The organism is Microbispora hainanensis, assembly GCF_006874475.1.
Classification (GTDB): Bacteria; Actinomycetota; Actinomycetes; order Streptosporangiales; family Streptosporangiaceae; genus Microbispora; species Microbispora hainanensis.
Window position 1 is genome coordinate 23,211 of record NZ_VIRM01000059.1, and the last position, 23,121, is coordinate 46,331.

The following is a 23,121-nucleotide window of genomic DNA, read 5'->3' on the forward strand; positions in this document are numbered from 1 at the left end:
GGGCGTGAGCCGGCGTCCGCGTGCCAGCCTCGGTCGTGTGCTGGACGACCTCGGCACCACGCTGCTCGAACTGGTCGCCGGCGACGTCGACCACCCGGGAGAGATCAGCGGGCTCGTCATCTTCGACCCGCTCGACGAACCCGTGCTTCCGCCGCGCTCGCTCGTGCTGGGCGTCGGGGTCGACCCGGCCGGTGGCACGCTGGGCCGGCTGCTCCGCTCGCTCGGTGACCACGACACGGTGGGTCTCGTCGTCCGGGCCCCGGTCGCCGTGACACCGGAGCTGCGGGAGGCGGTCCTCGCGAGCGGCGTGGCCCTGATCGGGCTGCGCCGGGGCGCCACGTGGGCACAGCTCACCGCGCTCATCCGCTCGGTGCTCGCCGAAGGGGACATCGGAGTCGACGGGCAGGAGTCGCTCGGGGGTCTCCCGTCCGGCGACCTGTTCGCCGTGGCCAACGCCGTGGCCGCGCTCCTCGACGCGCCCATCACCATCGAGGACCGCAACTCCCGGGTGCTCGCCTTCTCCGGGCGCCAGGACGAGGCGGACGCCTCGCGGGTGGAGACGGTCATCGGCCGGCAGGTGCCCGAGCGGTACGCCACGCGGCTGACGGAGCTCGGCGTCTTCCGGGACCTCTACCGCTACCCGTGGCCGGTCGTCGTCAAGCCGCAGGACCTGGGATACGACGCGATCACGGTGCAACGCGTCGCCATCGCCGTACGCGCCGGAGACGAGGTGCTCGGCTCGATCTGGGCGGCCATGGACGGCGACGTCGACGAGGAGCGTACGGAGGCGCTGCTCGACGCCTCGAAGCTGGTCGCGCTGCATCTGCTGCGGATCCGGGCCGGCGCCGACGTCCAGCGGAGGCTGCGCACCGACCTCATCGGGACCGTCCTGGAAGGGGGCGCCGGGGCGCGGGACGCCCTCGCGCGGCTCGGCCTGTCCGGCCGCCGTCTCGTCGTCGTGGGCGCGGGCCTGCCGGCCGACGACGACCACACCGGTGCGGACCAGGCCAGATCGGCCCGGCTCGAACGGCTCGCGGACGCGCTGTCGGCGCATCTGTCGGTGACCGTGCCGTCGTCCGCGGTGGCGGCCGTCGGCGGCACCGTCTATGGCCTGCTGCCCGTGGTCGTCTCGACCGGCGGCCCGGAACAGCGGGCCGTCCGGCTCGCCGCCGACTTCGTGGAGCGGGTCGGCGGGAGCCTCCGCGCGTTCGTGGCGGTCGCCTCCGCGGGATCGGACATCAGCGGGATCGTCCAGGGAAGGGCCCGGGCCGACCGGGTGCTCCGGGTGATGCGCGAGGGCCACACCAACCTGCGGGTGGCCCGGCTCGACGACGTTCAGACGCTCGCCCTGGTCCTGGAGCTGCGCGACCTCGCGGCGGCGCGCGACGAGCGGCCGGCCGGCGCGATCGCCCGCCTGATGGAGTATGACGAGCGGCACAACGCCGGGCTCGTCGAATCGCTGGAGGCCTGGCTCGACGCCCTCGGCGACGTGGGCAAGGCGGCGAGCGCGCTGTTCATCCACCCCAACACGCTGCGCTACCGCCTCAGGCGCGTCGCCGAGGTGGGCGAGATCGACCTGGACGATCCGGAGCAACGGTTCGCGGCGATGCTGCAACTGCGCATCCTGGCGCCGCGCTGACCTGTGTCAAAACGCCTGAGCCACTACGCGTGCGCCACCACCGTGCGCCACAACGCGTGTGCCAGCGCGCGTGTCACCACGCGCGCCACCGAGGCCGGCTCCTCCGGCAAGCCGATCCCGGCGGGCCGGAGGAGCGAAAGGCCGGCCTGACGACGCGCTACGAGGCGCGCAGCTCCTCGGCCAGCGCCGCGGCGAACGCGTCCACGTCGGCCTCGGTGGTGTCGAAGGCGCACATCCACCGCACCTCGACCATGCCCCCGCCGATCTGGTCGTCCCAGTTGTAGAACCGGAACCGCTTGCGCAGCCGGTCGGCCACGTCGGCCGGCAGCACCGCGAAGACCGCGTTGGCCTCGACCGGGCGCGGCACGCTCACCCCGGGCAGGTCGCGTACGGCGTCCGCCAGCCGCCGGGCCATCGCGTTGGCCTGGCGGGCGTTGCGCAGCCACAGGTCGCCCCCGAGCAGGGCTTCGAACTGCACCGACACGAAGCGCATCTTCGAGGCGAGCTGCATGCTCGTCTTGCGCAGGTAGGGCAGGCCCCGCGACGCCTCCGGGTTGAGCACGACGACGACCTCGCCCAGCAGCAGGCCGATCTTGGTGCCTCCGAACGACAGCACGTCGACCCCCGCGTCCGTGGTCAGCGCGCGCAGCGGCACGTCCAGGGCGGCGGCGGCGTTGGTGATCCGCGACCCGTCGAGGTGGACGAACATCCCCAGCTCGTGGGCGTGGTCGCAGATCGCCTTGATCTCGGCCGGCGTGTAGAGCGTGCCCAGCTCGGTCGCGTTGGAGATCGACACGGCCCGGGGCTGCGCGTGGTGCACGTCGCCGAACCCCCGCGCCTGCCGGTCGATGAGCTCCGGCGTGAGCTTGCCGTCCGGCGTCGGCACGGTCAGCAGCTTCAGCCCGCCGGTGACCTCGGGCGCGCCGCCCTCGTCGGTGTTGATGTGCGCGGTCTCGGGGCAGACCACGGCCTCCCAGTGGGCGCACATCGAGCGCAGCGACACGACGTTGGCGGCCGTGCCGTTGAACACGGGGAACACCTCGGCCTGCTCGCCGAAGTGCCTGCGGAAGACGCCCCGGGCCGCCTCGGTGTAGACGTCGTCGCCGTAGGAGGTCTGGTGTCCTCCGTTGGCGAGGGCGATCGCCTCCAGGACCTCGGGGTGCACCCCCGCGTAGTTGTCACTGGCGAACGTCCGGCTCGCCGGGTCGTGCCGGCGTACGGCATCGGTTGTCACGAGATGTCTCCCCATCGCGGTTTCGGGCCCGCGGCCGGCCGGTCAGGCCGGACGGCGGGCCCGGATCGAGCAGCGTAGATCAGGGCACGAGGTCGATCCTGCGGCCGTTGACGGCAGCCGGCTCCTCGTCCCACAGGCCCGCGATCGTCGTCGCCAGGTCCTTCACGTCGGTGAAGGTCCGGTATGGCTTGTCCGGATTCGCGGCCCTCATCTCATCGTGCACCAATGCGTTGACCACCACGACCACCGCGGCGGCCGAGGTGTCCTTCAGCGCGTCGGCCAGCGACAGCGTCCACGCCTCCGCGGCGGCCTTGGCGGCCGCGTACGCCGCGCCGCCCTGCGTCGGCTTCTGGGCGGCCCGTGCCGACACGATCACGAAACGGCCGTTCGGGCTCTCCCGCAGCAGCGGCTCGAACTCCAGCGACACGTGCTGCAGGGTCCTGATCAGCAGGTCGTGCAGCAGGTCCCAGTCGTCGAGCGAGGTGCCGGCGAAGGTCTTCGACCCGCGCCAGCCGCCGACCAGGTGGACGACGCCGTCCACCCGGCCGTGCTCGGCCCGCACCCGCTCGGCCAGGGCGCGTACCGCGTCCCGGTCGAGCAGGTCGACGGCCAGACACCCCTCGGCGCCGGACTTGTCCACGCCGATGACCGTGTCGCCCAGCTCGGCGAACTTCCCGACGACCGCGCGGCCGGCCGGGCCGCCCGCCCCCGTGACCACGATCACCCTGCTCATCGCACGTCCCTCCCGATCTCGCCCACGCGATCGCGCTCCACGTGGTCCGCGCTCACGCCCGGATGCCCCGGGTCGACTCCACCACGTCGGTGAGCTTACGGCGCAGGGCCTCGTAGAACATGCTCAGGGGAAACTCGTCGGGCAGCACGGCGTCGACCATGGCCTTCTGCTCGGTGGGCAGCGCGTGCACGCCCTGCTTCCAGACCGAGGCCGGGTCGGGCTCGACGTACGTCGCGACCAGCTCGTGCGCGGCGAGCCAGTGGGCCCGCTTGGACCGGTCGATGCCGTCGCGGTAGAGCTTCTCCACCTCGCCGCGCAGGTCGGCGACGCCGTCGGCGACCCGCGACCAGTCGATGCTGAGCCGGTTGTCGGTCCACCGCACGATGCCCTGCCGGTGCAGGTAGGCGAACAGCAGCTGACCGCCGAGCCCGTCGTAGTTGCGCACCCGCTCACCGGTGATCGGGAAGCGGAACAGCCGGTCGAACAGGATGGCGTACTGCACGTACCGCGCGTGCGGCACCCCCGCGGCCTCCAGCTTCACGGCCTCGCCGTACGCCGTGAGGTCGCAGCGCAGCTCCTCCAGGCTGTAGAGCCAGTAGGGCATGCGCTGCTTGATCATGAACGGGTCGAACGGCAGGTCGCCGTGGCTGTGCGTGCGGTCGTGGACGAGGTCCCACAGCACGAACGTGTCCTGGGCGAGGTCCTGCGACGCCAGCAGCCGGGCGGCGTCCGGCGGCAGCTCCAGCTTGAGCGTCGCCGCGGCGGCCTCGCTGACCCGGCGGAACCGGGCGGCCTCGCGGTCGCAGAAGATGCCGCCCCAGGTGAAGCGCGGCGGGGTCTGGCGCACGACCACGGTCTCGGGGAACAGCACGGCCGAGTTGGTGTCGTAGCCGGAGGTGAAGTCGACGAAAGTGATCGGCACGAACATCGGGTTGTCGTAGCCGCCCGCCTCCAGCTCGGCCAGCCAGTCGGGCCACACGACCCGGATCCAGACCGCCTCGACGTTCCGGTTGGGGTTGCCGTTCTGGGTGTACATCGGGAAGACGACCAGGTGCTCCAGGCCGTCGATCCGCTGGGCGTCGGGGTGGAACAGGTTCAGCGAGTCGAGGAAGTCCGGCTTGCCGAGCCCGGCCGCCACCCACGCGCGGAAGTCCTTCATCACCGCGTCGAGATACTCGGCGTCGTGCGGGAAGTGCGGCGCGAGCCGGGCGACGCCGTCGACGATCTCGCTGATGCACGCCACGGCCTCGTCGTGGTCGCCGGTGACCGAGCCGTCCTTGGCCTGGAGGGGGCGCAGCCGCTCCACTGCGTCCTTCAGCCGGGCGAACTCCTCCGCCACCTCGGGACGGGAGGCGCGGGCGGCGCCGGACGCCTCGGGCACGCGGGCCGCCCAGGTCACCAGGTTGCCCCACAGCTTCTCGTGGTCGTAGTCGCGGATCGAGTCGTCGCCGAACAGGTCGGAGTCGGCCAGGACGACCACGCGGCCCTTGCCGTGCCGTACGGCGGCGACGAGCGGGGCGTCCGCGGGGTCGGCGGACCCGGAGGTCGTGAACAGGACGCTCGCCCCGGCCGGCACGCCGAGCGTGCCCGCGCGGTAGAAGCAGGCCCGCCCGACCTGGGCCAGCAGGTCCTGGGCCACGCCGCCCGGCTCGGTCACGGCCTGCGCGGCGGGCACGCCGAGGACCCAGGTGGCCACGCTGTTGTGGCAGTTGCCGGGGTCCTGGACGGTCGCGTGCTCGACCGTCACCCCGAACCGGGCGAGCAGCTCGCCCAGGTTGCTGCCGTACTTCTCCTGCTCGTGCTCGGCCAGCACGATCAGCCCGCCGCCGCCCGCGACGTACGCCTCGAGCGCGTCGATCTCCTCGGCGGCGAAGACGGGGCTGCCGACCCCGGTGGTGCGCTCCCAGCGCTCGGCCGAGGGGTGCGCGACCACGAAGACGTCACACCCGTCCAGCACGGCCGGGGTGATCGGGCCGTCGGTGTGCGCGCGCACCGTGTGGCCGAGCCGCCGCAGCGCCCCGGCGGCCTCCGCGTAGCTGTTGTCGTCGGGGTGGGCGGGATTCATGGCCTCGGCGACCTCTCGCCGGATCGTCCATGCCTCGCTGTGCGCCTCGTCGAACAGGACCGCCGGGAACGCCTTCATGAAAAATCTCCCGTAGTGTGAGCCTTCTTCCGGAAAATATACACATAGCTCACCTTGCAGCGATAAGTCGCTCTAGCGGGTGAGGAGGGATCACCCGAGCGGCGGACGAGTCCCCAGGGGTCGCTCACCTACCGTCACCGGCCGTAGGAAGAAGGACCCGAAGGGAAAGATCGATGCTCAAACCGTCCGACGCCACGGACTTCCGCCGATCGGCGATCGGCCTCACGCTGATCGCCTCGCCGCTGCTCCAGCTCGCCGCCACCCTGGTCGACCCCGGCACCTGGGGCGACTCGCGCGAGGCGGTCAGCTACGGCGACAACCCGGCCCTGGCCCAGCTCCAGTCGGCCCTTTACCACTGGAGCTGGCTGCTGCTGCCGCCGGCCGCGCTCGGCCTGATGCGCCTGACGAGCCGCCGGGGAACGGTGCTCGGGCACCTCGGCGGCGTGCTCACCGCGCTCGGCTTCCTCAACGTCTCGGCGCTGCTGATGGGCGACCCGGTCGAGTGGTGGATGGGGCGGCACTATCCGCCCGAGCAGGCGGAGAAGCTGTTCGACGAGGTCTACAACCTGCCCGGGGTGGTCTTCGGGTTCCAGATGCCGTGGGTGTTCCTCGGCCCGCTCGGCCTGCTGCTGCTCCTGGCGGGGCTCACCCGGGCCGGTATCGTCCGCTGGTGGATGCCCGTCCTCGGGATCCTCGTCTGGATCCTGCCGAACACCGTGGAGTATGGCCCGATCAGCCTGGTCTGGAGCGCCGGCAACCTCCTGGTGCTCGGCTACCTCGGCCTCACGGTGCTGCGCATGACGAACGCCGAGTGGGCGTCGTACTACCCGAGCGCCGACCCCGGCGTCACCACGCCCGACTCGTACGCGAACACGACCGCCTGAGCGCGGTCGCGCAGGTTCAGCTTCATGAGCACGCGGGCGACGTGGGTCTTGACCGTGGCCTCGCCGACGAAGAGCTCCTTGGCGATCTCGGCGTTGGTGAGGCCCCGGGCGAGCATCCGCAGCACCTCCAGCTCGCGCGGGGTGAGCTCGGCGAGCTGCGGCGGCCGCACCGGCTCGTGCCGGCCCGCGAAGGAGGCGATCACCCGCGTGGTGACGGCGGGGTCGAGCAGGCCGTCACCCGCGGCGACGACCCTGATGGCCTCCACGAGCTGCTCCGGCGGCGACACCTTCAGCAGGAAGCCGCTGGTGCCCGCGCGCAGCGCGGCGTAGAGGTTCTCGTCGGTGTCGAACGTCGTCAGCATGATGACCTTGGGCGGATGCGGCGCGTCGAGCAGCTGCCTGGCCGCGGTGAGCCCGTCCATGCGCGGCATCGAGATGTCCATGAGCACGATGTCGGGCCGCACCCGGCGGGCCAGGGCGACCGCCTCGGCGCCGTCGGCGGCCTCGCCCACGATCTCCATCCCCGGCTCGCTCTCGACCACCATGCGCAGGCCGGCCCGGATCATCGCCTGGTCGTCGGCGAGGACGATGCGCACGGTCACTTCGCGGCCTCGCTCATCGGCACTCCCTGGGAGATCGGCAGCCTCGCGCGGACGCGATAACCGCCCTCCGGCAGCGGCCCGGCGTCCAGGGAGCCGCCGAACAGCTCGGCCCGCTCACGCATGCCGATGAGCCCGTTGCCGGTGGACAGCGCCGGTCCGGCGCCCCCGCCATTATCGGTGATCTCCAGCTCCAGCCGGTCGGGGCGATAGGCGATCCGGATGCGCACGTCGGCGTCCCCGGCGTACTTGACCGCGTTCGTGAGCGCCTCCTGCACGATCCGGTAGGCCGACAGGTCGAGACCGGGCGCGAGCCGTACGGCGTCGCCCTCGACCTCCAGGGTGGCGCGCAGCCCGGAGGACCCCACCGTCGAGATGAGGTTGGACACCATGTCGAGCCCCGGCTGGGGCAGCGCCTCGTCCTGAGGCATCCGCAGGGCGCCGAGCATGATCCGCAGCTCCTCGACCGCCTCCCGGCCCGCCTGCTCGATGCCGCCGAGCATCTCGGCCTCCAGGGAGGGGCCGCCTTCCTGCGATGCGCCCATCCGGCGGCGCAGGATCCCCGCCTGCATGACCATCATGCTCACGCTGTGGGCCACCACGTCGTGCAGCTCCCTGGCGATCCGGTTGCGCTCGGCGGCGACGGCTTCGGCGGCCCGGCGTTCCCGCTCCAGCTCCAGCCGCGCCGCCCGCTCGCTCATCCGGTGCGCCCGCAGGAGGTAGCCGCGCAGCGCCAGTCCCGTGAGGTAGGCCGAGCCGAACATCACGGTGAGGAAGACGGCCTCCTGGAACGGCAGGAACCGGTGGTCGACGGCACCCGAGTCGAAGATCAGGATGCCCGCGAGCGCCCAGGCGCCGCCGTGCCTGACCGACAGGTGGGCGCCGATCGTGTGGAAGACGATGAGCAGCGCGGCGAGCTGCCAGACCGGGCATGACTCGTTGCCCTGCCGGTGCCAGGCGTACTGCGCGAGGATCATGAGGATGAAGACCGCCACGGGAGCCCTGCGGCGATACCAGACCAGGACGCCGGTGACCAGCGCCTGCCCGACCCACCACAGCTCGGGACTGCGGGCCGCGCCGTAGTCCATGGCGTCCGTGAACGCCTCAAGCGTGCCCAGCGCTATGATCGCGAGGCCGATCAGGAGGTCGACGCGGGGAACCGAGCGGAGGGGGGACGTGCGCATGCGCGCAGAGTAATCCCTGCCGGCATGGTGCGCATCAGAGAACAGAGGCCCCGCAATCGGCCTGCAAGCAATCGTCAAGCGACCGCGCGATCATCGCGCTGTATCAAGTGGGTGTCGGTCACGATACTCACCTTGTCGAGCACTGTCCGCGCTGAGACGCTTGAAGCGTTCCGATCAGGCTTAGGAGAAGCAGATGCCCCGCCTGCACTCCCTTATCGCGGGGCTGGGCGCGCTGTCGGCGCTCACGGCGCCCATGCTCCACCCGCACCCCAGCGGTTCCACCGACCGGGTCACCCCCGGCGCGGTACGCGTCGAGTCCTCCTCGCATGTCCGCATCACCTTGCTGGACGACCGCGGCGTGATCAAGCAGCTGGCCCGCGACTACGACGTCGACCTGGCGAAGGGCAGCGGTTTCACCGTGACGCCCGACGGCGTGGTCGTGACCGCGACGCAGGTCGTGCAGGACGCCGACGACCCCCGCGTGTACGCGGCCAACCGGGTGTTCGCCGAATACTTCAAGGTGAAGATCCCGGCCGACTTCAAGCGCCACTCGCTGGACGACCCCGACCTCGACCGCCGGCTCAGGGCGTGCTACCCGCCGCAGCAGACCGACTCGACCTGCATCGCCGACGTCACGACCAACGTCACCGTCTACCCCTACCTCGACCCGCCGCCGCCCGGGGGCCTGCCCGCGCAGATCCTGACCACCGGGACCTCCCCCTCGTCCCCGGCCGTGCTGAAGGTCACCAAGGGCGGTGAGAAGCAGTCGCTGCCCACCGTCCCGCTGGGCACGACGATCGGCGGCGCGGTCGAGTCGCTCGACGTCATGTCGCTCCCGGGCAGGCCCTCGGCGAAGACCCCGCCCAAGCTCGACACCGCGCACCTGAATCCGCCGGGCAGCCGGACCGTCAAGGAGCGCGACAAGGTCCTCAAGCTGCTGGACGACGGCGCGCCCGGCGCGGCCCTCATCGACGACGGCAAGAGCGAGGTGGTCGGGTTCGTCTCCGGGGGCGGCGGCGAACAGCTGACCATCACCCCCGCCGACGACATCCGCAGCGCGCTGGTCGCCGCCGGGGTCACCCCCCGCCGCGGCCCGGTCGACGTCGTGTACGAGAACGCCCTCGCCTCCTACCACAACAAGCTCTACACCGGCGCGATACCGGCCCTGCAGCAGGTGCTCAACCTGCGGCCCGACCACGCGGTGGCGGCCGGCCACCTGCGGGTCGCCCAGTCCAAGGCGGGCACGGCGGAGGACGCCGGGTCCAAAGCGGTGGCGAGCCCGGCCGCCGTCGCGCAGCCGAAGTCGTCGGTGCCGCCGTACGTGTGGGCGGCCGGCGGCGTCGTGGTCCTCGCCCTGCTGGCCGTGGGCGTCGTGCTGCTGCGCCGCAGGAGCGCCGCACGCGCCGGCGCCGGCGGCCAGACCGACCCCGCCCTCGCGGCGCCCGGCGACGCCGTTCAGGGGGAGTTCGCCGGCGAGGCCGTGTCCTACCCGCCGCCGGAGAACTCCTGGCCGCCGTACGCCGTGACGCGGGTGTTCGGGGCGGAGGCCGCCCGGTCTCCCGACGTCGTGGGACCGCCGCCGGCTCCCGTGCCCGCGGATCCGTCCCCGGCCGGCGGGCAGGCGTACCCCGTGGACCTGTCGCCGCCGCACGGGCACGCGCATCCGGAGGACGTCTCGCCGCCGCGCGGGCACTCGTACCCGCCGAACCCGTCGCCGCCACGCGGACAGGCGCAGCTCAAGTTCTGCACGCAGTGCGGCATGCGACTGGGTCAGGGCCACCGTTTCTGCGGCTTCTGCGGGAACCCAGTCGATTCGTGATCGGAAGAACGTTCAAGGGGGAGACCGTATGACCGAGGGGCCCGTGATGCCGCCGCTCGTCGGGCGGCGGCTCGGCGACTACACGGTCGAGGCGGTCGTCGGACGGGGTGGCATGGCCACGGTCTACCGGGCCCGCGACCAGCGGCTCGGGCGGGCCGTGGCGCTGAAGGTGCTCGCGCCGCAGCTCGCGCACGACGACCGGTTCCGCGACCGGTTCGTGCGCGAGTCGCGGATGGTGGCGAGCATCGACCACCCCAACATCATCCCGGTGTACGAGGCCGGCGAGCGCGACGAGCTGCTGTTCATCGCCATGCGCTACGTCGAGGGCAGCGACCTGCGCAAGCTCGTGCAGTCGGAGGGCCCGCTGCCGGTCGGGCGGGCCAACCCGCTGTTCGTGCAGATCGCCTCGGCGCTGGACGCCGCGCACGCCCACGGCCTGGTGCACCGCGACGTGAAACCGGCCAACATCCTGGTCACGCAGGCCGACCACGTCTATCTGACCGACTTCGGGCTCACCAAGAGCTCCTCGGCCGAGGCCGGGCTGACCAGCCACGGTCACTTCATGGGCACCCCACGCTATGTCGCCCCGGAGCAGATCCGGGGCCTGCCCGTCGACGGACGCAGCGACCTGTACGCGTTCGCCTGCGTCGTGTACGAGGCGCTGGCCGGGCAGCCGCCGTTCCAGCGGGACACCGAGCTCGCGCTGCTCTATGCCCACGTGTCCCACGACCCGCCGCCGCTCACGCCGTACCGGCCGGACCTGCCGCACGCGGTGAACGCCGTGCTCACGCGGGCGCTGGCCAAGTCGCCGGCCGAACGGTTCGAGACGTGCCAGGCGTTCGTGTCCGCGCTCCGCGACGCGATCAGCGGCGGCACGGGCGACCCGGCGGCGGCCTCCCCGTCGTATCCCCCGGTCACCCCGTCCCATCCCCCGGTTCCCTCGTACCCGCCGGTCTCCCATGCCTCTCCGGGTTCTCCGGTCGCGCAGGGATCCGCCGGGACGCGTCCGCAGGGGTCCTATCCGCCGGGCACGCCCACCTCCTTCCCTCCCGGCACCAGGCCGCCCGTCACCCATCCCTCCCACTCGGCGCCCACGGCGTCGTCCCACCCGCCCGTGAGCCAGCCGACCGGCGCCGTGGGCCATGCGCAGGGACAGGGGTCGTACCCTCCCGGATCGCCGCACTCGCAGGCGACCCTCGCGTCGGCGGCCGCGCAAGGCCAACGGCGCGGGCTGCCGCTCGGGCCGCTGATCGGCGGCCTGGCGATCCTGGTGTCCATCGCCGTCGCCGCCGCGCTGCTGCTCACCAAGGGCGGGGACACCGCCGCGACGTGGAACACCTACCCGGGCAGCACGGCGGCGCCGTTCACCATGTCCTACCCCTCGTCGTGGGGCGAGGCCAAGACGAACGCCGACCAGTGGATGATCGCCTCCCCCGCGGTGCACGAGTTCGACGATCTGTTCGCGGTGCCGGGCAACACCGACTGGTCGAAGGTGAACCCCATCATCAAGGACCAGCCCGATCGGGCCGCCGGGGTGTTCGCCCAGGTCAGCAACGCCCTGAGCACATCCGACTCGCCGATGGAGCTGCAGGAGAGCCTGGGCCCGGCGCTGCCCGGCGTGACCACCTACTACGGCCTGCCGACGGCCGCGACGGTCGGGGCCAAACCCGCGTTCAAGATCGAGGGCGTGCTCAGCGACCCCCAGCAGGGCGGACGGCTCGAATTCGTGGCCTACGTCGTACGGCAGGGCGACACGGGCACGACCGTCCTGATCACGTTCTTCTGCCCGCCGGGCAAGTTCAACCAGTCGAACATCGACCACATGGTGAACAGCATCGCCTTCACGTCCTAGTACGACGACTGACTCGACGCCGGTGAGTGACCTCCGGACAGCCCTTGCACATGGGGGCGAGAGGCTGCCCTGACGTCGGCTTCATCGCAGGATCGCGGCGGCGAGGATCTTGTTGATCCAGCGTTCCCACTCCTCGGGCGTCCACCCGCGTACGCCGGTGAGCAAGAGGTAGACCTCGACGCTGACCAAGGTGAAGATGACGTCGGCCGCCTCCTCGGTCGACAGGCCGGGGCGCAGGGCCTGTTTGTCGGCGAGTTGCCGTGCGAGGGTGTCGTGGGCGAGGAAGCGCTGGTTCTGGTTGGTCTCCCACTGCGCGGCCATCTCGGCGTCGGCGCCTGCGGCATCGCGGACGATCTTCATGATGGGCGCCACGCGGCCGAAGATGACGCGGCTGTTGGCCAGCCAGATCGCCAGCGCCCGCCGGCCGTCGGGTTCGTCGCGCACCTGCTCCGCCCAGGGCCGGTCCAGCACCGGTATCGGCTCGTCGTCGCCGACCGACAGCACATCGACGATCTCCTTGAGAACCGTGGCCTTGTTCCCGAAGTGGAAGTACACCGTCTGCACCGCCACCCCGGCCGCCGCGGCGATCTGATCCAGGGTGGTCGAGGCGTACCCCTGCCGCAGGAACAGTTCCCGCGCGGCGTCGATGATCCGTCTCCGGGTGGCGCGCGCTTGAGCGGCTCGGCGGGAGCCCTGTCCGGTCGCGCTCTTGACAGGGTCGCTCATTCGCTAGAGCCTACTACAGAGAAACTCACTAGAGACGACTCTAGTGAACTCCCCCGGAGGCGCCCATGACTGCGACACTCAACGGCTTCCACCACGTCAAACTCCCCGTCACGGACGTGGAACGCAGTCGAGACTGGTACGAGCGCGTATTGGGCCTGCGCGTCTTCATCGAGTTCGTCGAAGACGGCACGCTCATGGGCGTCGCCCTCCGCGACGCGAACAACGCCGTCGACGTGGCCCTGCGCCGCGATCCGGTACGAGCTGCCGCGATGGCCGGATTCGACCCGATGGCCCTGTGCGTACCCACCCTGCGCGACCTGAAGGCCTGGCAGCAGCGACTGGACGACCTGGCCGAACCGCACGGCGGCATCGTCACAGGTCACGTCGGCCACGTCCTGGTCGGCCTGCACGATCCCGACGGCATCGAGATCCGCTTCTACCACCCGGCCCAGGACGACCCCGAGGACGCCCGATGAGCTTCGACCCCACCGGCTATCTGCTCACCCCCGCCGACGGCCCCCACCTGTGGTTTCTGGACACCCGCATGACCGTGAAGGCCGGCGCGGACCAGACCGGCGGCGCCTTCACCCTCATCGAGTGGTCCGCACCCGCCGGCTTCGGGCCACCCCGGCACATCCACGAACGCGAGGACGAGGCGTTCTACATCCTCGAGGGAAAGCTCACCATCGACTGCGGCGACCACCAGTGGGCAGCCGGGCCCGGCGACTTCGCCTTCCTGCCCCGCCGCATACCCCACTCCTTCCTCGTCACCGACGGGCCCGTACGCGGCCTGCAGATCACCACACCGTCGGGATTCGAGCAGTTCGTCACCGAACTCGGCCGCCCGGCCGAGCACCCCGGCCTGCCCGCCCCCACCCCGCCCGACATCCCCCGCCTGATCGAGGCCGGCCAACGCCACGGCCAGCAGATCCTCTGACCTCCAGATCATCGCGGCACGGAGGTGGAGTGCCCGTTGGGCTATGGCGCCCGCCGGGTGTGCCAGTCACGCGCGCCGTCGAGGACGGCCCGGTGGACCGCACGGGCGATCCGCGCGCCCCAGACGGAACGCGGGCCGCCGAACTCCTCCGCCGGGCCGTCCTCCCGTACGGCGACGCACACCGCGTCCGACGCGGTGCCGGTGCAGGGGAAGCCCGCCTCCAGCAGCGCCTGCGTCTTCGCCTCGGTGACCGTCATGACGGCGTTGACCAGGGCGGGGTCGGAGAACGCCACCGGCACGGCCACCAGGATGTTGATCGTCCCCGGCCGCGGCGCGCGCCCGCCGGTTTCCGGCATCCCGGCGTCGCCCGCGCCGACCGGCTCGCGCGCGGGACCGGAGACAGCAGAACCGACGGGCTCCCGCGCGGACGCCGAAGCGGGCTCGGGGGCAGGCTCCGGGGCGGGCTCGCGGGCGGCCGGTAGGCCGGGGTCGGGCACGCCCTCGGCGGTGGGCTCGGGGACGGCCGGGACGCCGGGGTCGGGCACGCCCTCGGGCGCGGCCGCCCAGGTCGGCACGCCCAGACCGACCGTCGCGACGGCCTCCGCTCCCCCGTCGGCCGCCGTGACGTACCGCTCCACCACCGCTGCCGTCATCATGCCGACCCCGGGGCCGCCGGGGCCGAGCGCGTCCATGTGCTCGACCGGGTCCATGCGCGAGTAACCGGCGGCCACCTGCGCGTTCAGCACCCATTCCCGGGGACCGATGCCGCCGCCCAGCATCGCCGAGGAGATCATCCGCCAGCCGGGCCCGAACCGCCACAGCAGCGTGCCCAGCCGCAGGCCGTCCTCCGTCCGGTGCGTCAGGGACGGCCGGAGGAGGCCCGTCATGCCTCCTCCACCATCGAGGAGACCGACGGGCGGACCAGGTGGACGACCGGGCGTCCCCCGGGGCCGGGCTCCACCCGCACACGGGCGCCGAAGTGCTCGGCCAGCAGCGGCTCGGCCAGCACCCGTTCGGGCGGCCCGGCCGCGACCGCGCGCCCGGCGGCGAGCAGCACGAGCGCGTCGGCGTACTGCCCGGCGAGGCTGAGGTCGTGCAGCGTCGTCACGACGGTGAGGTCGTCGGCCAGGCGCAGCCGGTCGACGAGTTCGAGCACCTGCTGCTGGTGGCCCAGGTCGAGCGCCGTGGTCGGCTCGTCGAGCAGCAGCACCGGCGCCTGCTGCACCAGCGCCCTGGCGAGCACGACACGCTGGCGCTCGCCGCCGGACAGGTGCCCGAGCGGCCGCGACGCGAAGCCGTCCAGGTCGAGCCGTTCCAGCACCGACCGCGTCACCTCACGGTCCCGGGCGCTCTCGCTGCCGAGATAGGCGATGTACGGCGTGCGGCCGAGCAGCGCGTAGTCGTAGACCGTCATGTCGGGCGGCAGCGCCGGGCTCTGCGGCGCGTAGGCGATCAGCCGGGCCCGGCGGCGCGGGCGCAGGTCGTCGACGGCCGTCCCCGCGACGAGCACCTCGCCCTCCCGCGGCACCAGCCCGGCGACGGCCCGCAGGAGCGTGGACTTGCCCGCGCCGTTCGGCCCGATGATCGCCAGCCACTGGCCGGGGGCGGCCGACAGCGTGACGTCCGTGAGCACCCGCCGCCCGCCCAGCGTGACGCCCACGCCGCGCGTCTCGACGGCCGGTGCGGCCCGCCCGCTCACGTCTCCACCCGCCGTGTCACGCGCAGGATGGTGACGAAGAACGGCGCCCCCACGAACGCCGTGACGACCCCGATCGGCAGTTCGGCCGGTGCGAGCACCGTACGCGCGATCGTGTCGGCCAGCACGAGGAACGCCGCGCCGCCGAGGAACGACACCGGCAGCACGATCCGGTAGGACCAGCCGGCGAGCCGCCGGACCACGTGCGGCACCACGATCCCGACGAACGCGATCAGCCCGCTGACCGCCACGGCCGACGCGGTGGCGAGCGAGGCGGCCAGCAGCACGACGAAGCGCACCCGCGCCGCGCGCAGGCCGAGGCTGACGGCCTCCTCGTCGCCCACCGAGAGCACGTCGAGCAGCCGGCCGTGCAGCAGCATGACGACGGTGGACACCGCGGCGTACGGCGCGATCATGCGGAGCTGGTCCCAGCCGCCGCCCACGTCGCCGAGAATCCAGGAGTAGATCCGCTGCAGCTCCTCCACCTTGAGCTGCTGCACGAAGGTCTGGATGGCGGTGAGGAACGAGGTGACCGCGACACCGGCGAGCACGAGCGTCGCGGTGCCGCCGCCCCGGCCCGCCGTGTGGCCCAGCGCGTACGCGAGGAACACCCCGCCGACGGCCCCGGCGAAGGCGGCGATCGGCACGGCGGTCACCCCGGTGTCGCCGCCCAGGAAGACCACGACGAGCGTCACCGTGAGGCCGGCTCCGGCCGCCGCCCCGAGCAGGTAGGGATCGGCCAGCGGGTTGCGGAACACGCCCTGGTAGCCGGCCCCGGCCGTGGCGAGCAGCCCGCCCACGACGGCGGCGAGCAGCACGCGCGGCACCCGGAGCTGGAACAGCAGCCCCTCCTCGACCGGCGCGAGGCCCGAGTGCACGGACACCAGCGGCAGCCGGTCGAGCAGTGCGAGCGCGATGGCGCGGGGCGAGATCCCCGCCGCGCCCGCCATCAGGCCGAGGGCGAGACTGGCCGCCAGCACGACGGACGCGACGAGCAGCGCCCGGCCGCGCGGCCGGGCCGGGGTCATGACGCCACCACCGGCCTCACCGCGTCGCCCGGCACAAGACCACCGAGCGCCGCGCCACCAGGCACCATGTGCTCAGCTCGCCGCCTTCTGCACGGCGTCGCTGACGGCCTGGGCGAGGTCGGCGACCCGGGGCCCCCAGCGGGAGGCGAGGTCGTCGTCCAGCCCCACCACGCGGTCCTTCTTCACGGCGGTCAGGCCGGACCAGCCCGGCCGCTCGGCCAGCGCGGCGGCGTCCTGCCCGCAGCACTTCGTGTCACCGAGGAAGATCAGGTCGGGGTCGGCCTTGGCGATGAACTCCGCCGACAGCTTGGGATAGCCGCCCGCCGCGTCCGGTGCCTCGTCGGCGATGTTCTTCAGGCCGAACAGGCTGTAGACCTGCCCGATGAACGTGCTCGACGTCGCCGCGTAGGGCGTGGTGTCCAGCTCGTGGTAGTACGTCAGCTCCTTGTCCTTCGGCGCCGCCGCCGCGAGGGCGTCGATCTTCTGCTTGACGCCGGTCGCCACCTCGTCGGCCTTGGCCGCGTTGCCGGTGGCCGCGCCGAGGTCCCTGATCTGGTCGTAGGTGTCGTCGAGTTTGGTCGCGGCGGGTTCGAGCAGCACCGGCACGCCGACCTTGCCGAGCCCGGCGACCACGCCCTCCAGGTCGTTGGCGAGCACCACGAGGTCGGGCTTGGCGGCGACGATCGCCTCGACGTTGGGCTTGAACCCCGACAGCGAGGTCTTGGGCGCCTCGGGCGGGTAGTTCGACTGATCGTCCACCGCCGTCACCTGCGCGCCCGCGCCGATCGCGAACAGGATCTCGGTGGCCGTCGGGGACAGCGACACGATGTGCTCGGGCTTCTTGGCGATCGTCACCGCGCCGTTGCCCGCCTGAACGGTGACGGGGAAGGCGGCCTGACCGGTGCCGTCCGAGGCGGCGGGGGTGGGGGTCGCGGACGTGGCGGCGCCGTCGCTCTGGCCGCAGCCGGCCAGAGCGAGCACGCCCAGCACCACACCCGCGACGGCCGTGCGTACGGGCCTCACGAGGTCCTCCATCAGGGGGAATGCCGGGAATCGAGGGACCCGCTGGAAGCGACGGATCACCCTTTTCCACGAGGGTCGATAGCGTCGGCGCGCAGCGCAGGCGACCTGGCTCGTCCCCGGGGGAGGGGAACCACAGTTGCGGGACAGCGCCGGATTCTCACCGGACTTCGCTGCGCGGCGCGCGTCGGACGCAACGGTACCAATCCCTCACGCGGCGTCCACCCCCGGCCCGGCGGCCCGCCGCCCCCGGCGGACGGCGCTCCACTCGGGCGGGCCGTCCACCTGGGCGTACGCGGCGACGGTAGGGCAGGCCCTACCTCCGGTGGTAGGGGCCTCCCAAGATCGGAAGTAGGGACCGCGTCGCTGCGCCGGGCGGGTCAGCGGCGGGACGCTTGACGTGCTCGACGCCCCACCACCCGCGGAATCGCCCCCCCCCGCGGCGGCCCGAAACAGCGAAGGCGGCTTCCCGTGTCCCTGACCATGCTTCCCCCCGCACCCGAGCGAGCCCCGGCCGCGCCCGCGCCACGAGACCGCTTCATCGACGTCCTGCGCGTCTTCGGGATGGTCCTGGTGGTCGTCCAGCACTGGACGATGCCGGTCCTGTCGTACGCCCAGGGGCGTCTCACAACCGGCAACGCCCTGGCCGGGATCCCGTACGTCACCTGGATCTCGCAGGTGATGCCGCTGGTCTTCTTCGCCGGGGGCGCGGCCAACGCGATCAGCTTCCGGTCGGCGGCGCGCCGGGCGGGGCCGCACGCACGGCCGGGCGTGGCGCGGGAGTGGACCGCGCGGCGCGTACGCCGCCTGGCCTGGCCGGTGGTGCCGCTGGCGGTCGTGTGGCTGCCGCTCCCCCACCTCCTGACGGCCCTCGGCGTGCCCGCGCAACCGGTGGAGGTGGCCGCGCGGACGGTCGGGCAGCTCCTGTGGTTCCTTGCGGTCTACCTGCTGGCCGTGGTGGCCACGCCGCACCTGCTGCGGATGCGGACCGGGGTGGTCCTGCCGGTGCTGGCGGGCGGCGCGGTGCTGACGGACGTGGTCCGGTTCTCCGGCCTGGAGGCCGCCGGCTATCTCAACGTCGCCTTCGTCTGGCTGGCCGTCCATCAGGTCGGGTTCCGGTACGCCGAGGGCGGCCTGGAGTGGCTGAGGGGGCGGCGGGCCGCGGGGCTGGCGGTCGCCGGGTTCGCGATGGTGGCGGCCCTGGTGGCGACGGGGCCCTACCCCTCCAGCATGATCGGGATGCCCGGGATGATCTCGAACATGGCCCCGCCGAGCGCCTGCCTGCTCGCGCTGTTCGCCGGTCAGCTCGGCCTGGCGATGCTGCTGCGCCCCGCCGTGAACGCGCTGGCCTCCCGGCCGAGGGCCGAGAGGGTGCTCACCGCGCTCGCGCCGCGCATGATGACCGTCTATCTGTGGCACATGACCGCGCTCGTCGCCGTCGCCGGTGTGGCGATCATCGGGTTCGGGCTGACGACCTCCGCCGGCCCGGCGGCCTGGTGGAGCGCCGCCCCGCTGTGCCTGGCCGTCCTGGCGCTGGTGCTGGTCGCGCTCACCGCGCTGCTCGGCCGCTTCGAAAACCCCGCGGGCGCCGCCGCCCACCGGCACGTGCCCGCGGCCGTCCCGCTGGTGGGCGGCGCGCTGCTCACGCTCACGATCACCGGGTTCGCGCCCGGCCCCGCGCCGGTGGTCGCGTCCGTCGCTCTGGTGGCGGGCCTCGCCCTGGTCAGCCGGCCCGCAGCTGCCGCTCCACGTCGTCGATGATCTCCTGCATGCGCAGGCCGTGGCGGGCGTCGAGCGGATGCCCGCCGCCGTCGCGCACCGTGCTCGCGAACTGCCGCACCACCTCGGGGAAGACGTCGCCGATCTCGGAGCCGAGCAGCGAGGCGGTGCCGAGCCGGCCGTACACGTCGATGCGGCTGGGCGGGGTCTCGCCCTCGACGGCCATGCTGAGCGACGCCTCGCTGACCGCGCCGCCCTCGTGCTCCAGCAGCAGGCCGACCCAGCCGAGCGGGTCGCCGTGCGCCTTGACCGCGACCACCCGGCCCAGCGCGGCGTCGAGCAGGTCGATCGTGTGCGGGCCCACGTCGAGCACCGCCCCGCGCTCCAGCCGCCAGGGCGTGGCGAACGGGCCGCCGCGCAGGCTTCCCGAGATGTTCGCGGCGTGCCCGCCGAAGGGCTCGATCCGCCGGGCCCGCTCCAGGAATCCGGCCGTCGCCGCCGAGTAGCGGAACGTGAAGAGCATCTGGGAGGCGACGCCCGCCTCCTCGATCGCCCCGGCGAGGCGCCGGGCGCCGTCGAGGCCCGCCGCGAGCGGCTTCTCCAGCAGCAGCGCCCTGCCCGCCCTGGCCGCGAGCACGCCGAGCTCGGCCTGCACGGCGGGCGGCACGCAGAAGGCGACCGCCTCCGACGCCGCGAACAGGTCCTCAAGCCGCTCGAAGGCGGGCGCATCGTGGGCGTCCGCCAGCGCCCGCGCCGCCTCGGGCCTGCGCGCCCACACCCCGGACAGCGTCGTGTGCGGCCCGGCCGCGAGAGCGGGCGCGTGCACCATCTCCGCCCACGGTCCCGCACCGACGAGTCCCACCCGCACCGGCTCCATGTGGCGCCCCCTTTCCCGCGGGGGGACCCTACTGCAGGTCGCAGGCAGGCGGTCAAGGGGGCCCGTCGCGCGTGAAAACGCCCGTACGGGCAAGATGGACGCTCTATGAACGTCATCCTGCTGAGGCACGGCGAGACCGAGTGGAGCAGGGCCGGGCGGCACACGGGCCGCACCGACCTGCCGCTGACACCCCACGGCGAGGAGCAGGCACGAGCCCTGTCCCGCCTGGTGGCGGGCCGGTCGTTCGCACTGGTCCTCGTCAGTCCCGCACTACGGGCCCGCCGTACGGCCGAGCTGGCCGGCGCCGGGTCGTACGAGGTGGACCCGAACCTGTGGGAGTGGGACTACGGCGGCTACGAGGGCATCACCACCGCCGAGATCCGCCGGTCACGCCCCGGCTGGTACGTCTGGCGCGACGGCGTCGTCCCGGGAGACGAGGCGCACCCGGGCGAGACCGTCGAGCACGTCGGGGAACGGGCGGACAAGGTGCTCGCCCGGATCCGCCAGGCGGACGGGGACGTGCTGGTCGTCGCGCACGCCCACATACTGCGTGTGCTGGCGGCCCGCTGGCTGTCGCTGCCCGCCGACCACGGCAGGCTCTTCCGGCTCGACACCGGGACGTACTCCGTCCTCGGCCACGAGCACGACGCGCCCGTCCTGCTCCACTGGAATGTGCCGGCCACGGACGTGCCGGCCTGAGTCACGCGACCCGGGACCCGGGTGTCACGCAGCGTCCACCTGGGCGACCTGCTGGGGCTGCGGACCTCGGCCGGTGAGCCATTCCAGGACCTTGCGGTGGCCGCGCCGGGCGTCCTCGAAGTGCCCCCACCGCCAGTACCTGGGCTGCTCCCGCACCCCGGTGACCCACGTCCGGTAGGCCACCGACCTCGGCCGCCCGTTCGCCGGGTCGGCCGGCGCGGCGACTCCGTAGGTGCGGATCACCACGCGGCCTCCGGGTGCGAACAGCACGTCGTCGGCCACCGGGTAGAGAGTCATCTGGTCCAGCACGGGGTCCCCCTTGTGAGCTTTCCTGGGACCCCACTCTGCCGGATCCGTGTTACGCCTCTCGCGTCGCGACGTTACGCCCGCGAGACACGTGTGAACACGGGGCCACCCCACAGCCGGTCAGACCGTTCCGGTCACACCAGTCGATCACACGAGTCGGTCACACGAGTCCATCACACCAGGAGGCCGTCGAACTCGCCGTCCTTGACCCCGAGCACCAGGGCCCGTATCTCGTCCCGGGTGTAGATGAGGGCCGGCCCGTCGGGATAGCGGGAGTTCCGGACGGCCACGCTGCCGTCGGGAAGCTCGGCCAGCTCCACGCAGTTGCCGGTCGAGTTGCTGTGGGCGCTTTTCCGCCAGGTGACCCCGGCGATGTCGGTTGCGGGCATCCCGTTATATGCGTGCATTTATGTCTCTCTGAGAAGTTCGCCGAGGATCTCGGCAGTGCCGCCGGGCGTGGTGCTCTCCACGCACAGCTGCTCCATGGCCGTGAGGTAGGGATCGATGTCCTCACGTTTGTCCAGGTAGAGCGCACCCCAGAGCTGCTCGACGTAGACCACGTCCGAAAGGTCGGACTCCGGGAAGCGGAGGATGGTGAACGCGCCTCCCTCGGCCGCGTGCATCCCATAGCGGAGGGGCATCACCTGAAGGGTGATGTTCGGCAGCGTGGACACCTCCAGCAGATGCTGGAGCTGTTCCCGCATCGTCGGACTCCCTCCGATGGGCCGCCTGAGCGCCGCCTCGTCGATGACGGCCCACAGCCGGGGACCGTCCTTGCGCGTGAGCCGCTCCTGCCGCTGGAGCCGCAGATGGACGCGCTGTTCGAGCTCGTCCTCCGTGGCGTCCGGATAACCGAGCATGATCACCGAGCGGGCGTACTCCGCCGTCTGCAGCAGGCCGGGCACGAACTGCACCTCGTAGGTGCGGATCACGCTGGCGGCCTCCTCCAGCCCGATGTAGGTGACGAACCAGTTCGGCAGCACCTCGCCGAACTTGTGCCACCACCCCGGCGTGTTCGCCTCGCGGACCATCTCCAGCAGGCCACGCCGCTCGGCGTCGTCGTGGACGCCGTACAGCGTGAGGAGGTCTTCGACGTCACGTGTCTTGAACCCGACCCGGCCGAGCTCCATCCGGCTGATCTTCGACTCCGAGGCACGGATGTGGAATCCGGCGACCTCGCGGGTCAGGCCCCGTTGCTCACGCAGCCGGCGCAGGCTCGCGCCGAGCATGATGCGCCGAACGGTGGAACCGGATCCGGGCGGATCTATGGACACGTGCTATTCCTCCGCTTTGTGGACTGGTTCACAGTCTGTCAAAGATCGCCCCCTTCGTCCCAGTGGTGTTCGGGGGTAACCGTAGCGCGTGCACAACACGCTTGCACGTGCATTCGCTCTTGCACATGCACGGGAGTGTCCCTCATCATGATCCCGTGCAGTCCACGAACCTGACTCGTGGCCAGAACCAGTGGTCGGCGCTCGACTGGTGGCCTCCTATCGGCTGGTGGCCGGAGCCGGCACGCGATCTCCTCGAACCCGGGTCGGCCACCGCCAGCGCCACCTTCGTCCTGCCACCCCGTGCGGAATCGGTCCACTCGGCGCGCAGCTTCGCCGCGGGGACCCTCGCGGGCTGGCAGCTGGCCGACCTGCTCGACGGGATGGAACTGGTCGTCTCGGAACTGGTCACCAACGCCCTGCGGCACGGCATGACGCTCGCGGACGGCCGCGTGCGGGAGGCCATGCGGCTGTCGCTGATCCGGCGGGGAGGGCACGTGACCTGCGCGATCACCGACCCCGGGTCGTCCGCGCCGGTGCTGCGGGACCCCACGCCCTTCGAGCCGGGCGGCCTCGGGCTGCATATCGTGGAATCGCTGAGCGTGTGCTGGGGATGGTGCCCGCTCGTCCCGCAGGGCAAGGCGGTGTGGGCCGTATTGGCGGCCTGACCACCGGCCCGCGGCCGGACGACGGGGCCACTCGCTTCGCCGTGGGCTCCGGCCGTCCCGGACGGGGAGTGCCGGCCGGGCGGGGAG

23 protein-coding genes and 1 riboswitch are annotated in these 23,121 nt (G+C 72.5%); of the genes, 9 read left to right on the forward strand and 14 right to left on the reverse strand.

Annotation, left to right across the window (positions count from 1 at the left end; genetic code table 11):
* Positions 1–4 precede the first annotated feature (4 nt).
* Positions 5–1,639 carry a PucR family transcriptional regulator gene (locus FLX08_RS33785; RefSeq protein ID WP_208761821.1) on the forward strand — a complete coding sequence of 545 codons (1,635 nt, stop codon included), beginning with the start codon at positions 5–7 and terminating at the stop codon, positions 1,637–1,639.
* A 157-nt stretch (positions 1,640–1,796) separates the two neighbouring features.
* Here the strand turns inward: FLX08_RS33785 and FLX08_RS33790 are convergent, their stop codons facing one another.
* From FLX08_RS33790 to FLX08_RS33800, 3 genes are all read right to left on the reverse strand, one after another.
* Positions 1,797–2,888, reverse strand: coding sequence for a threonine aldolase family protein (locus tag FLX08_RS33790; RefSeq protein WP_142624323.1), 1,092 nt, complete (start codon positions 2,886–2,888; stop codon positions 1,797–1,799).
* Positions 2,889–2,952: 64 nt separating this feature from the next.
* Positions 2,953–3,606 (reverse strand): SDR family NAD(P)-dependent oxidoreductase, encoded by a 654-nt coding sequence (locus FLX08_RS33795; RefSeq protein ID WP_142624324.1) that lies wholly within the window; start codon positions 3,604–3,606, stop codon positions 2,953–2,955.
* Between the two features lie 52 nt (positions 3,607–3,658).
* Positions 3,659–5,749, reverse strand: a complete 2,091-nt coding sequence (locus FLX08_RS33800; protein ID WP_142624325.1) for a DUF6421 family protein — start codon at positions 5,747–5,749, stop codon at positions 3,659–3,661.
* A 173-nt stretch (positions 5,750–5,922) separates the two neighbouring features.
* Between FLX08_RS33800 and FLX08_RS33805 the strand changes: the two genes are divergently transcribed.
* On the forward strand, positions 5,923–6,633 hold the full coding sequence (locus tag FLX08_RS33805; protein ID WP_142624326.1) for a hypothetical protein: 711 nt from the start codon (positions 5,923–5,925) through the stop codon (positions 6,631–6,633).
* Here FLX08_RS33805 and FLX08_RS33810 read toward each other — a convergent pair.
* Both FLX08_RS33810 and FLX08_RS33815 read right to left on the reverse strand, forming a co-directional pair.
* Positions 6,573–7,235, reverse strand: a complete 663-nt coding sequence (locus tag FLX08_RS33810) for a response regulator (RefSeq protein ID WP_142624327.1) — start codon at positions 7,233–7,235, stop codon at positions 6,573–6,575. The two genes, FLX08_RS33805 and FLX08_RS33810, sit on opposite strands and share 61 nt — an antisense overlap.
* Positions 7,232–8,416, reverse strand: a complete 1,185-nt coding sequence (locus FLX08_RS33815) for a sensor histidine kinase (protein WP_142624328.1) — start codon at positions 8,414–8,416, stop codon at positions 7,232–7,234. Before FLX08_RS33815 ends, FLX08_RS33810 begins: the two co-directional genes overlap by 4 nt.
* Before the next feature lie 193 nt (positions 8,417–8,609).
* Here FLX08_RS33815 and FLX08_RS33820 point away from each other — a divergent pair, with 193 nt between their 5' ends.
* Together FLX08_RS33820 and FLX08_RS33825 are read left to right on the forward strand one after the other, a co-directional pair.
* Entirely contained in the window at positions 8,610–10,235 is a 1,626-nt protein-coding gene (locus FLX08_RS33820) for a zinc ribbon domain-containing protein (protein ID WP_142624329.1), read from the forward strand.
* A 28-nt stretch (positions 10,236–10,263) separates the two neighbouring features.
* Positions 10,264–12,087, forward strand: a complete 1,824-nt coding sequence (locus FLX08_RS33825; protein WP_142624330.1) for a serine/threonine-protein kinase — start codon at positions 10,264–10,266, stop codon at positions 12,085–12,087.
* Between the two features lie 81 nt (positions 12,088–12,168).
* On the opposite strand, the gene FLX08_RS33830 is transcribed toward FLX08_RS33825, so the two are convergent.
* Positions 12,169–12,813, reverse strand: a complete 645-nt coding sequence (locus tag FLX08_RS33830) for a TetR/AcrR family transcriptional regulator (protein WP_142624331.1) — start codon at positions 12,811–12,813, stop codon at positions 12,169–12,171.
* 65 nt (positions 12,814–12,878) lie between these two features.
* Here FLX08_RS33830 and FLX08_RS33835 point away from each other — a divergent pair, with 65 nt between their 5' ends.
* Together FLX08_RS33835 and FLX08_RS33840 are read left to right on the forward strand one after the other, a co-directional pair.
* Entirely contained in the window at positions 12,879–13,289 is a 411-nt protein-coding gene (locus FLX08_RS33835) for a VOC family protein (protein ID WP_142624332.1), read from the forward strand.
* Complete coding sequence (locus FLX08_RS33840) at positions 13,286–13,750, forward strand: quercetin 2,3-dioxygenase (protein ID WP_142624333.1); 465 nt, start codon at positions 13,286–13,288, stop codon at positions 13,748–13,750. Before FLX08_RS33835 ends, FLX08_RS33840 begins: the two co-directional genes overlap by 4 nt.
* A gap of 41 nt (positions 13,751–13,791) precedes the next feature.
* Here FLX08_RS33840 and FLX08_RS33845 read toward each other — a convergent pair whose 3' ends face one another.
* From FLX08_RS33845 to FLX08_RS33860, 4 genes are all read right to left on the reverse strand, one after another.
* Positions 13,792–14,637, reverse strand: coding sequence for an adenosylcobinamide amidohydrolase (locus tag FLX08_RS33845; protein WP_142624334.1), 846 nt, complete (start codon positions 14,635–14,637; stop codon positions 13,792–13,794).
* Positions 14,634–15,449, reverse strand: coding sequence for an ABC transporter ATP-binding protein (locus tag FLX08_RS33850; RefSeq protein WP_142624335.1), 816 nt, complete (start codon positions 15,447–15,449; stop codon positions 14,634–14,636). The genes FLX08_RS33845 and FLX08_RS33850 overlap by 4 nt, the downstream gene beginning before the upstream one ends.
* Positions 15,446–16,474, reverse strand: coding sequence for a FecCD family ABC transporter permease (locus FLX08_RS33855; RefSeq protein WP_142624336.1), 1,029 nt, complete (start codon positions 16,472–16,474; stop codon positions 15,446–15,448). The genes FLX08_RS33850 and FLX08_RS33855 overlap by 4 nt, the downstream gene beginning before the upstream one ends.
* Positions 16,475–16,546: 72 nt before the next feature.
* Positions 16,547–17,497 carry an ABC transporter substrate-binding protein gene (locus tag FLX08_RS33860; protein WP_142624337.1) on the reverse strand — a complete coding sequence of 317 codons (951 nt, stop codon included), beginning with the start codon at positions 17,495–17,497 and terminating at the stop codon, positions 16,547–16,549.
* Positions 17,498–17,575: 78 nt separating this feature from the next.
* Positions 17,576–17,706: riboswitch (cobalamin riboswitch) on the reverse strand.
* Between the two features lie 259 nt (positions 17,707–17,965).
* On the opposite strand from FLX08_RS33860, the gene FLX08_RS33865 reads away from it, so the two are divergent.
* The gene (locus tag FLX08_RS33865) at positions 17,966–19,255 is read left to right on the forward strand and encodes an acyltransferase family protein (RefSeq protein ID WP_244313094.1); all 1,290 of its coding nucleotides are present in this window, start codon (positions 17,966–17,968) and stop codon (positions 19,253–19,255) included.
* Here the strand turns inward: FLX08_RS33865 and FLX08_RS33870 are convergent.
* Entirely contained in the window at positions 19,218–20,090 is an 873-nt protein-coding gene (locus tag FLX08_RS33870; RefSeq protein ID WP_142624338.1) for a Gfo/Idh/MocA family protein, read from the reverse strand. The two genes, FLX08_RS33865 and FLX08_RS33870, sit on opposite strands and share 38 nt — an antisense overlap.
* A 105-nt stretch (positions 20,091–20,195) precedes the next feature.
* Between FLX08_RS33870 and FLX08_RS33875 the strand changes: the two genes are divergently transcribed.
* Positions 20,196–20,789 (forward strand): histidine phosphatase family protein, encoded by a 594-nt coding sequence (locus FLX08_RS33875; RefSeq protein WP_142624339.1) that lies wholly within the window; start codon positions 20,196–20,198, stop codon positions 20,787–20,789.
* A 24-nt stretch (positions 20,790–20,813) separates the two neighbouring features.
* Here the strand turns inward: FLX08_RS33875 and FLX08_RS33880 are convergent, their stop codons facing one another.
* The 3 genes from FLX08_RS33880 to FLX08_RS33890 form a co-directional block, all read right to left on the reverse strand.
* Positions 20,814–21,098, reverse strand: a complete 285-nt coding sequence (locus FLX08_RS33880) for a hypothetical protein (protein ID WP_142624340.1) — start codon at positions 21,096–21,098, stop codon at positions 20,814–20,816.
* 170 nt (positions 21,099–21,268) lie between these two features.
* Positions 21,269–21,502: a DUF397 domain-containing protein gene (locus FLX08_RS33885; protein ID WP_030508262.1), complete on the reverse strand. Its 234-nt coding sequence runs from the start codon at positions 21,500–21,502 to the stop codon at positions 21,269–21,271.
* Positions 21,503–22,324 (reverse strand): helix-turn-helix domain-containing protein, encoded by an 822-nt coding sequence (locus FLX08_RS33890; protein ID WP_142624359.1) that lies wholly within the window; start codon positions 22,322–22,324, stop codon positions 21,503–21,505.
* A 200-nt stretch (positions 22,325–22,524) separates the two neighbouring features.
* On the opposite strand from FLX08_RS33890, the gene FLX08_RS33895 reads away from it, so the two are divergent.
* Complete coding sequence (locus tag FLX08_RS33895; protein ID WP_244313095.1) at positions 22,525–23,034, forward strand: ATP-binding protein; 510 nt, start codon at positions 22,525–22,527, stop codon at positions 23,032–23,034.
* Positions 23,035–23,121 lie beyond the last annotated feature (87 nt).

Bases quoted from the DNA above. Each gene is read 5' to 3' on its own strand.
- FLX08_RS33855 (WP_142624336.1), bottom strand. From the start codon at position 16,474: ATGACCCCGGCCCGGCCGCGCGGCCGGGCGCTGCTCGTCGCGTCCGTC.
- FLX08_RS33870 (WP_142624338.1), bottom strand. From the start codon at position 20,090: ATGGAGCCGGTGCGGGTGGGACTCGTCGGTGCGGGACCGTGGGCGGAG.
- FLX08_RS33875 (WP_142624339.1), top strand. From the start codon at position 20,196: ATGAACGTCATCCTGCTGAGGCACGGCGAGACCGAGTGGAGCAGGGCC.
- FLX08_RS33805 (WP_142624326.1), top strand. From the start codon at position 5,923: ATGCTCAAACCGTCCGACGCCACGGACTTCCGCCGATCGGCGATCGGC.
- FLX08_RS33830 (WP_142624331.1), bottom strand. From the start codon at position 12,813: ATGAGCGACCCTGTCAAGAGCGCGACCGGACAGGGCTCCCGCCGAGCC.
- FLX08_RS33840 (WP_142624333.1), top strand. From the start codon at position 13,286: ATGAGCTTCGACCCCACCGGCTATCTGCTCACCCCCGCCGACGGCCCC.
- FLX08_RS33800 (WP_142624325.1), bottom strand. From the start codon at position 5,749: ATGAAGGCGTTCCCGGCGGTCCTGTTCGACGAGGCGCACAGCGAGGCA.
- FLX08_RS33825 (WP_142624330.1), top strand. From the start codon at position 10,264: ATGACCGAGGGGCCCGTGATGCCGCCGCTCGTCGGGCGGCGGCTCGGC.
- FLX08_RS33795 (WP_142624324.1), bottom strand. From the start codon at position 3,606: ATGAGCAGGGTGATCGTGGTCACGGGGGCGGGCGGCCCGGCCGGCCGC.
- FLX08_RS33890 (WP_142624359.1), bottom strand. From the start codon at position 22,324: ATGCTCGGCGCGAGCCTGCGCCGGCTGCGTGAGCAACGGGGCCTGACC.
- FLX08_RS33885 (WP_030508262.1), bottom strand. From the start codon at position 21,502: ATGCACGCATATAACGGGATGCCCGCAACCGACATCGCCGGGGTCACC.
- FLX08_RS33835 (WP_142624332.1), top strand. From the start codon at position 12,879: ATGACTGCGACACTCAACGGCTTCCACCACGTCAAACTCCCCGTCACG.
- FLX08_RS33815 (WP_142624328.1), bottom strand. From the start codon at position 8,416: ATGCGCACGTCCCCCCTCCGCTCGGTTCCCCGCGTCGACCTCCTGATC.
- FLX08_RS33790 (WP_142624323.1), bottom strand. From the start codon at position 2,888: ATGGGGAGACATCTCGTGACAACCGATGCCGTACGCCGGCACGACCCG.
- FLX08_RS33845 (WP_142624334.1), bottom strand. From the start codon at position 14,637: ATGACGGGCCTCCTCCGGCCGTCCCTGACGCACCGGACGGAGGACGGC.
- FLX08_RS33820 (WP_142624329.1), top strand. From the start codon at position 8,610: ATGCCCCGCCTGCACTCCCTTATCGCGGGGCTGGGCGCGCTGTCGGCG.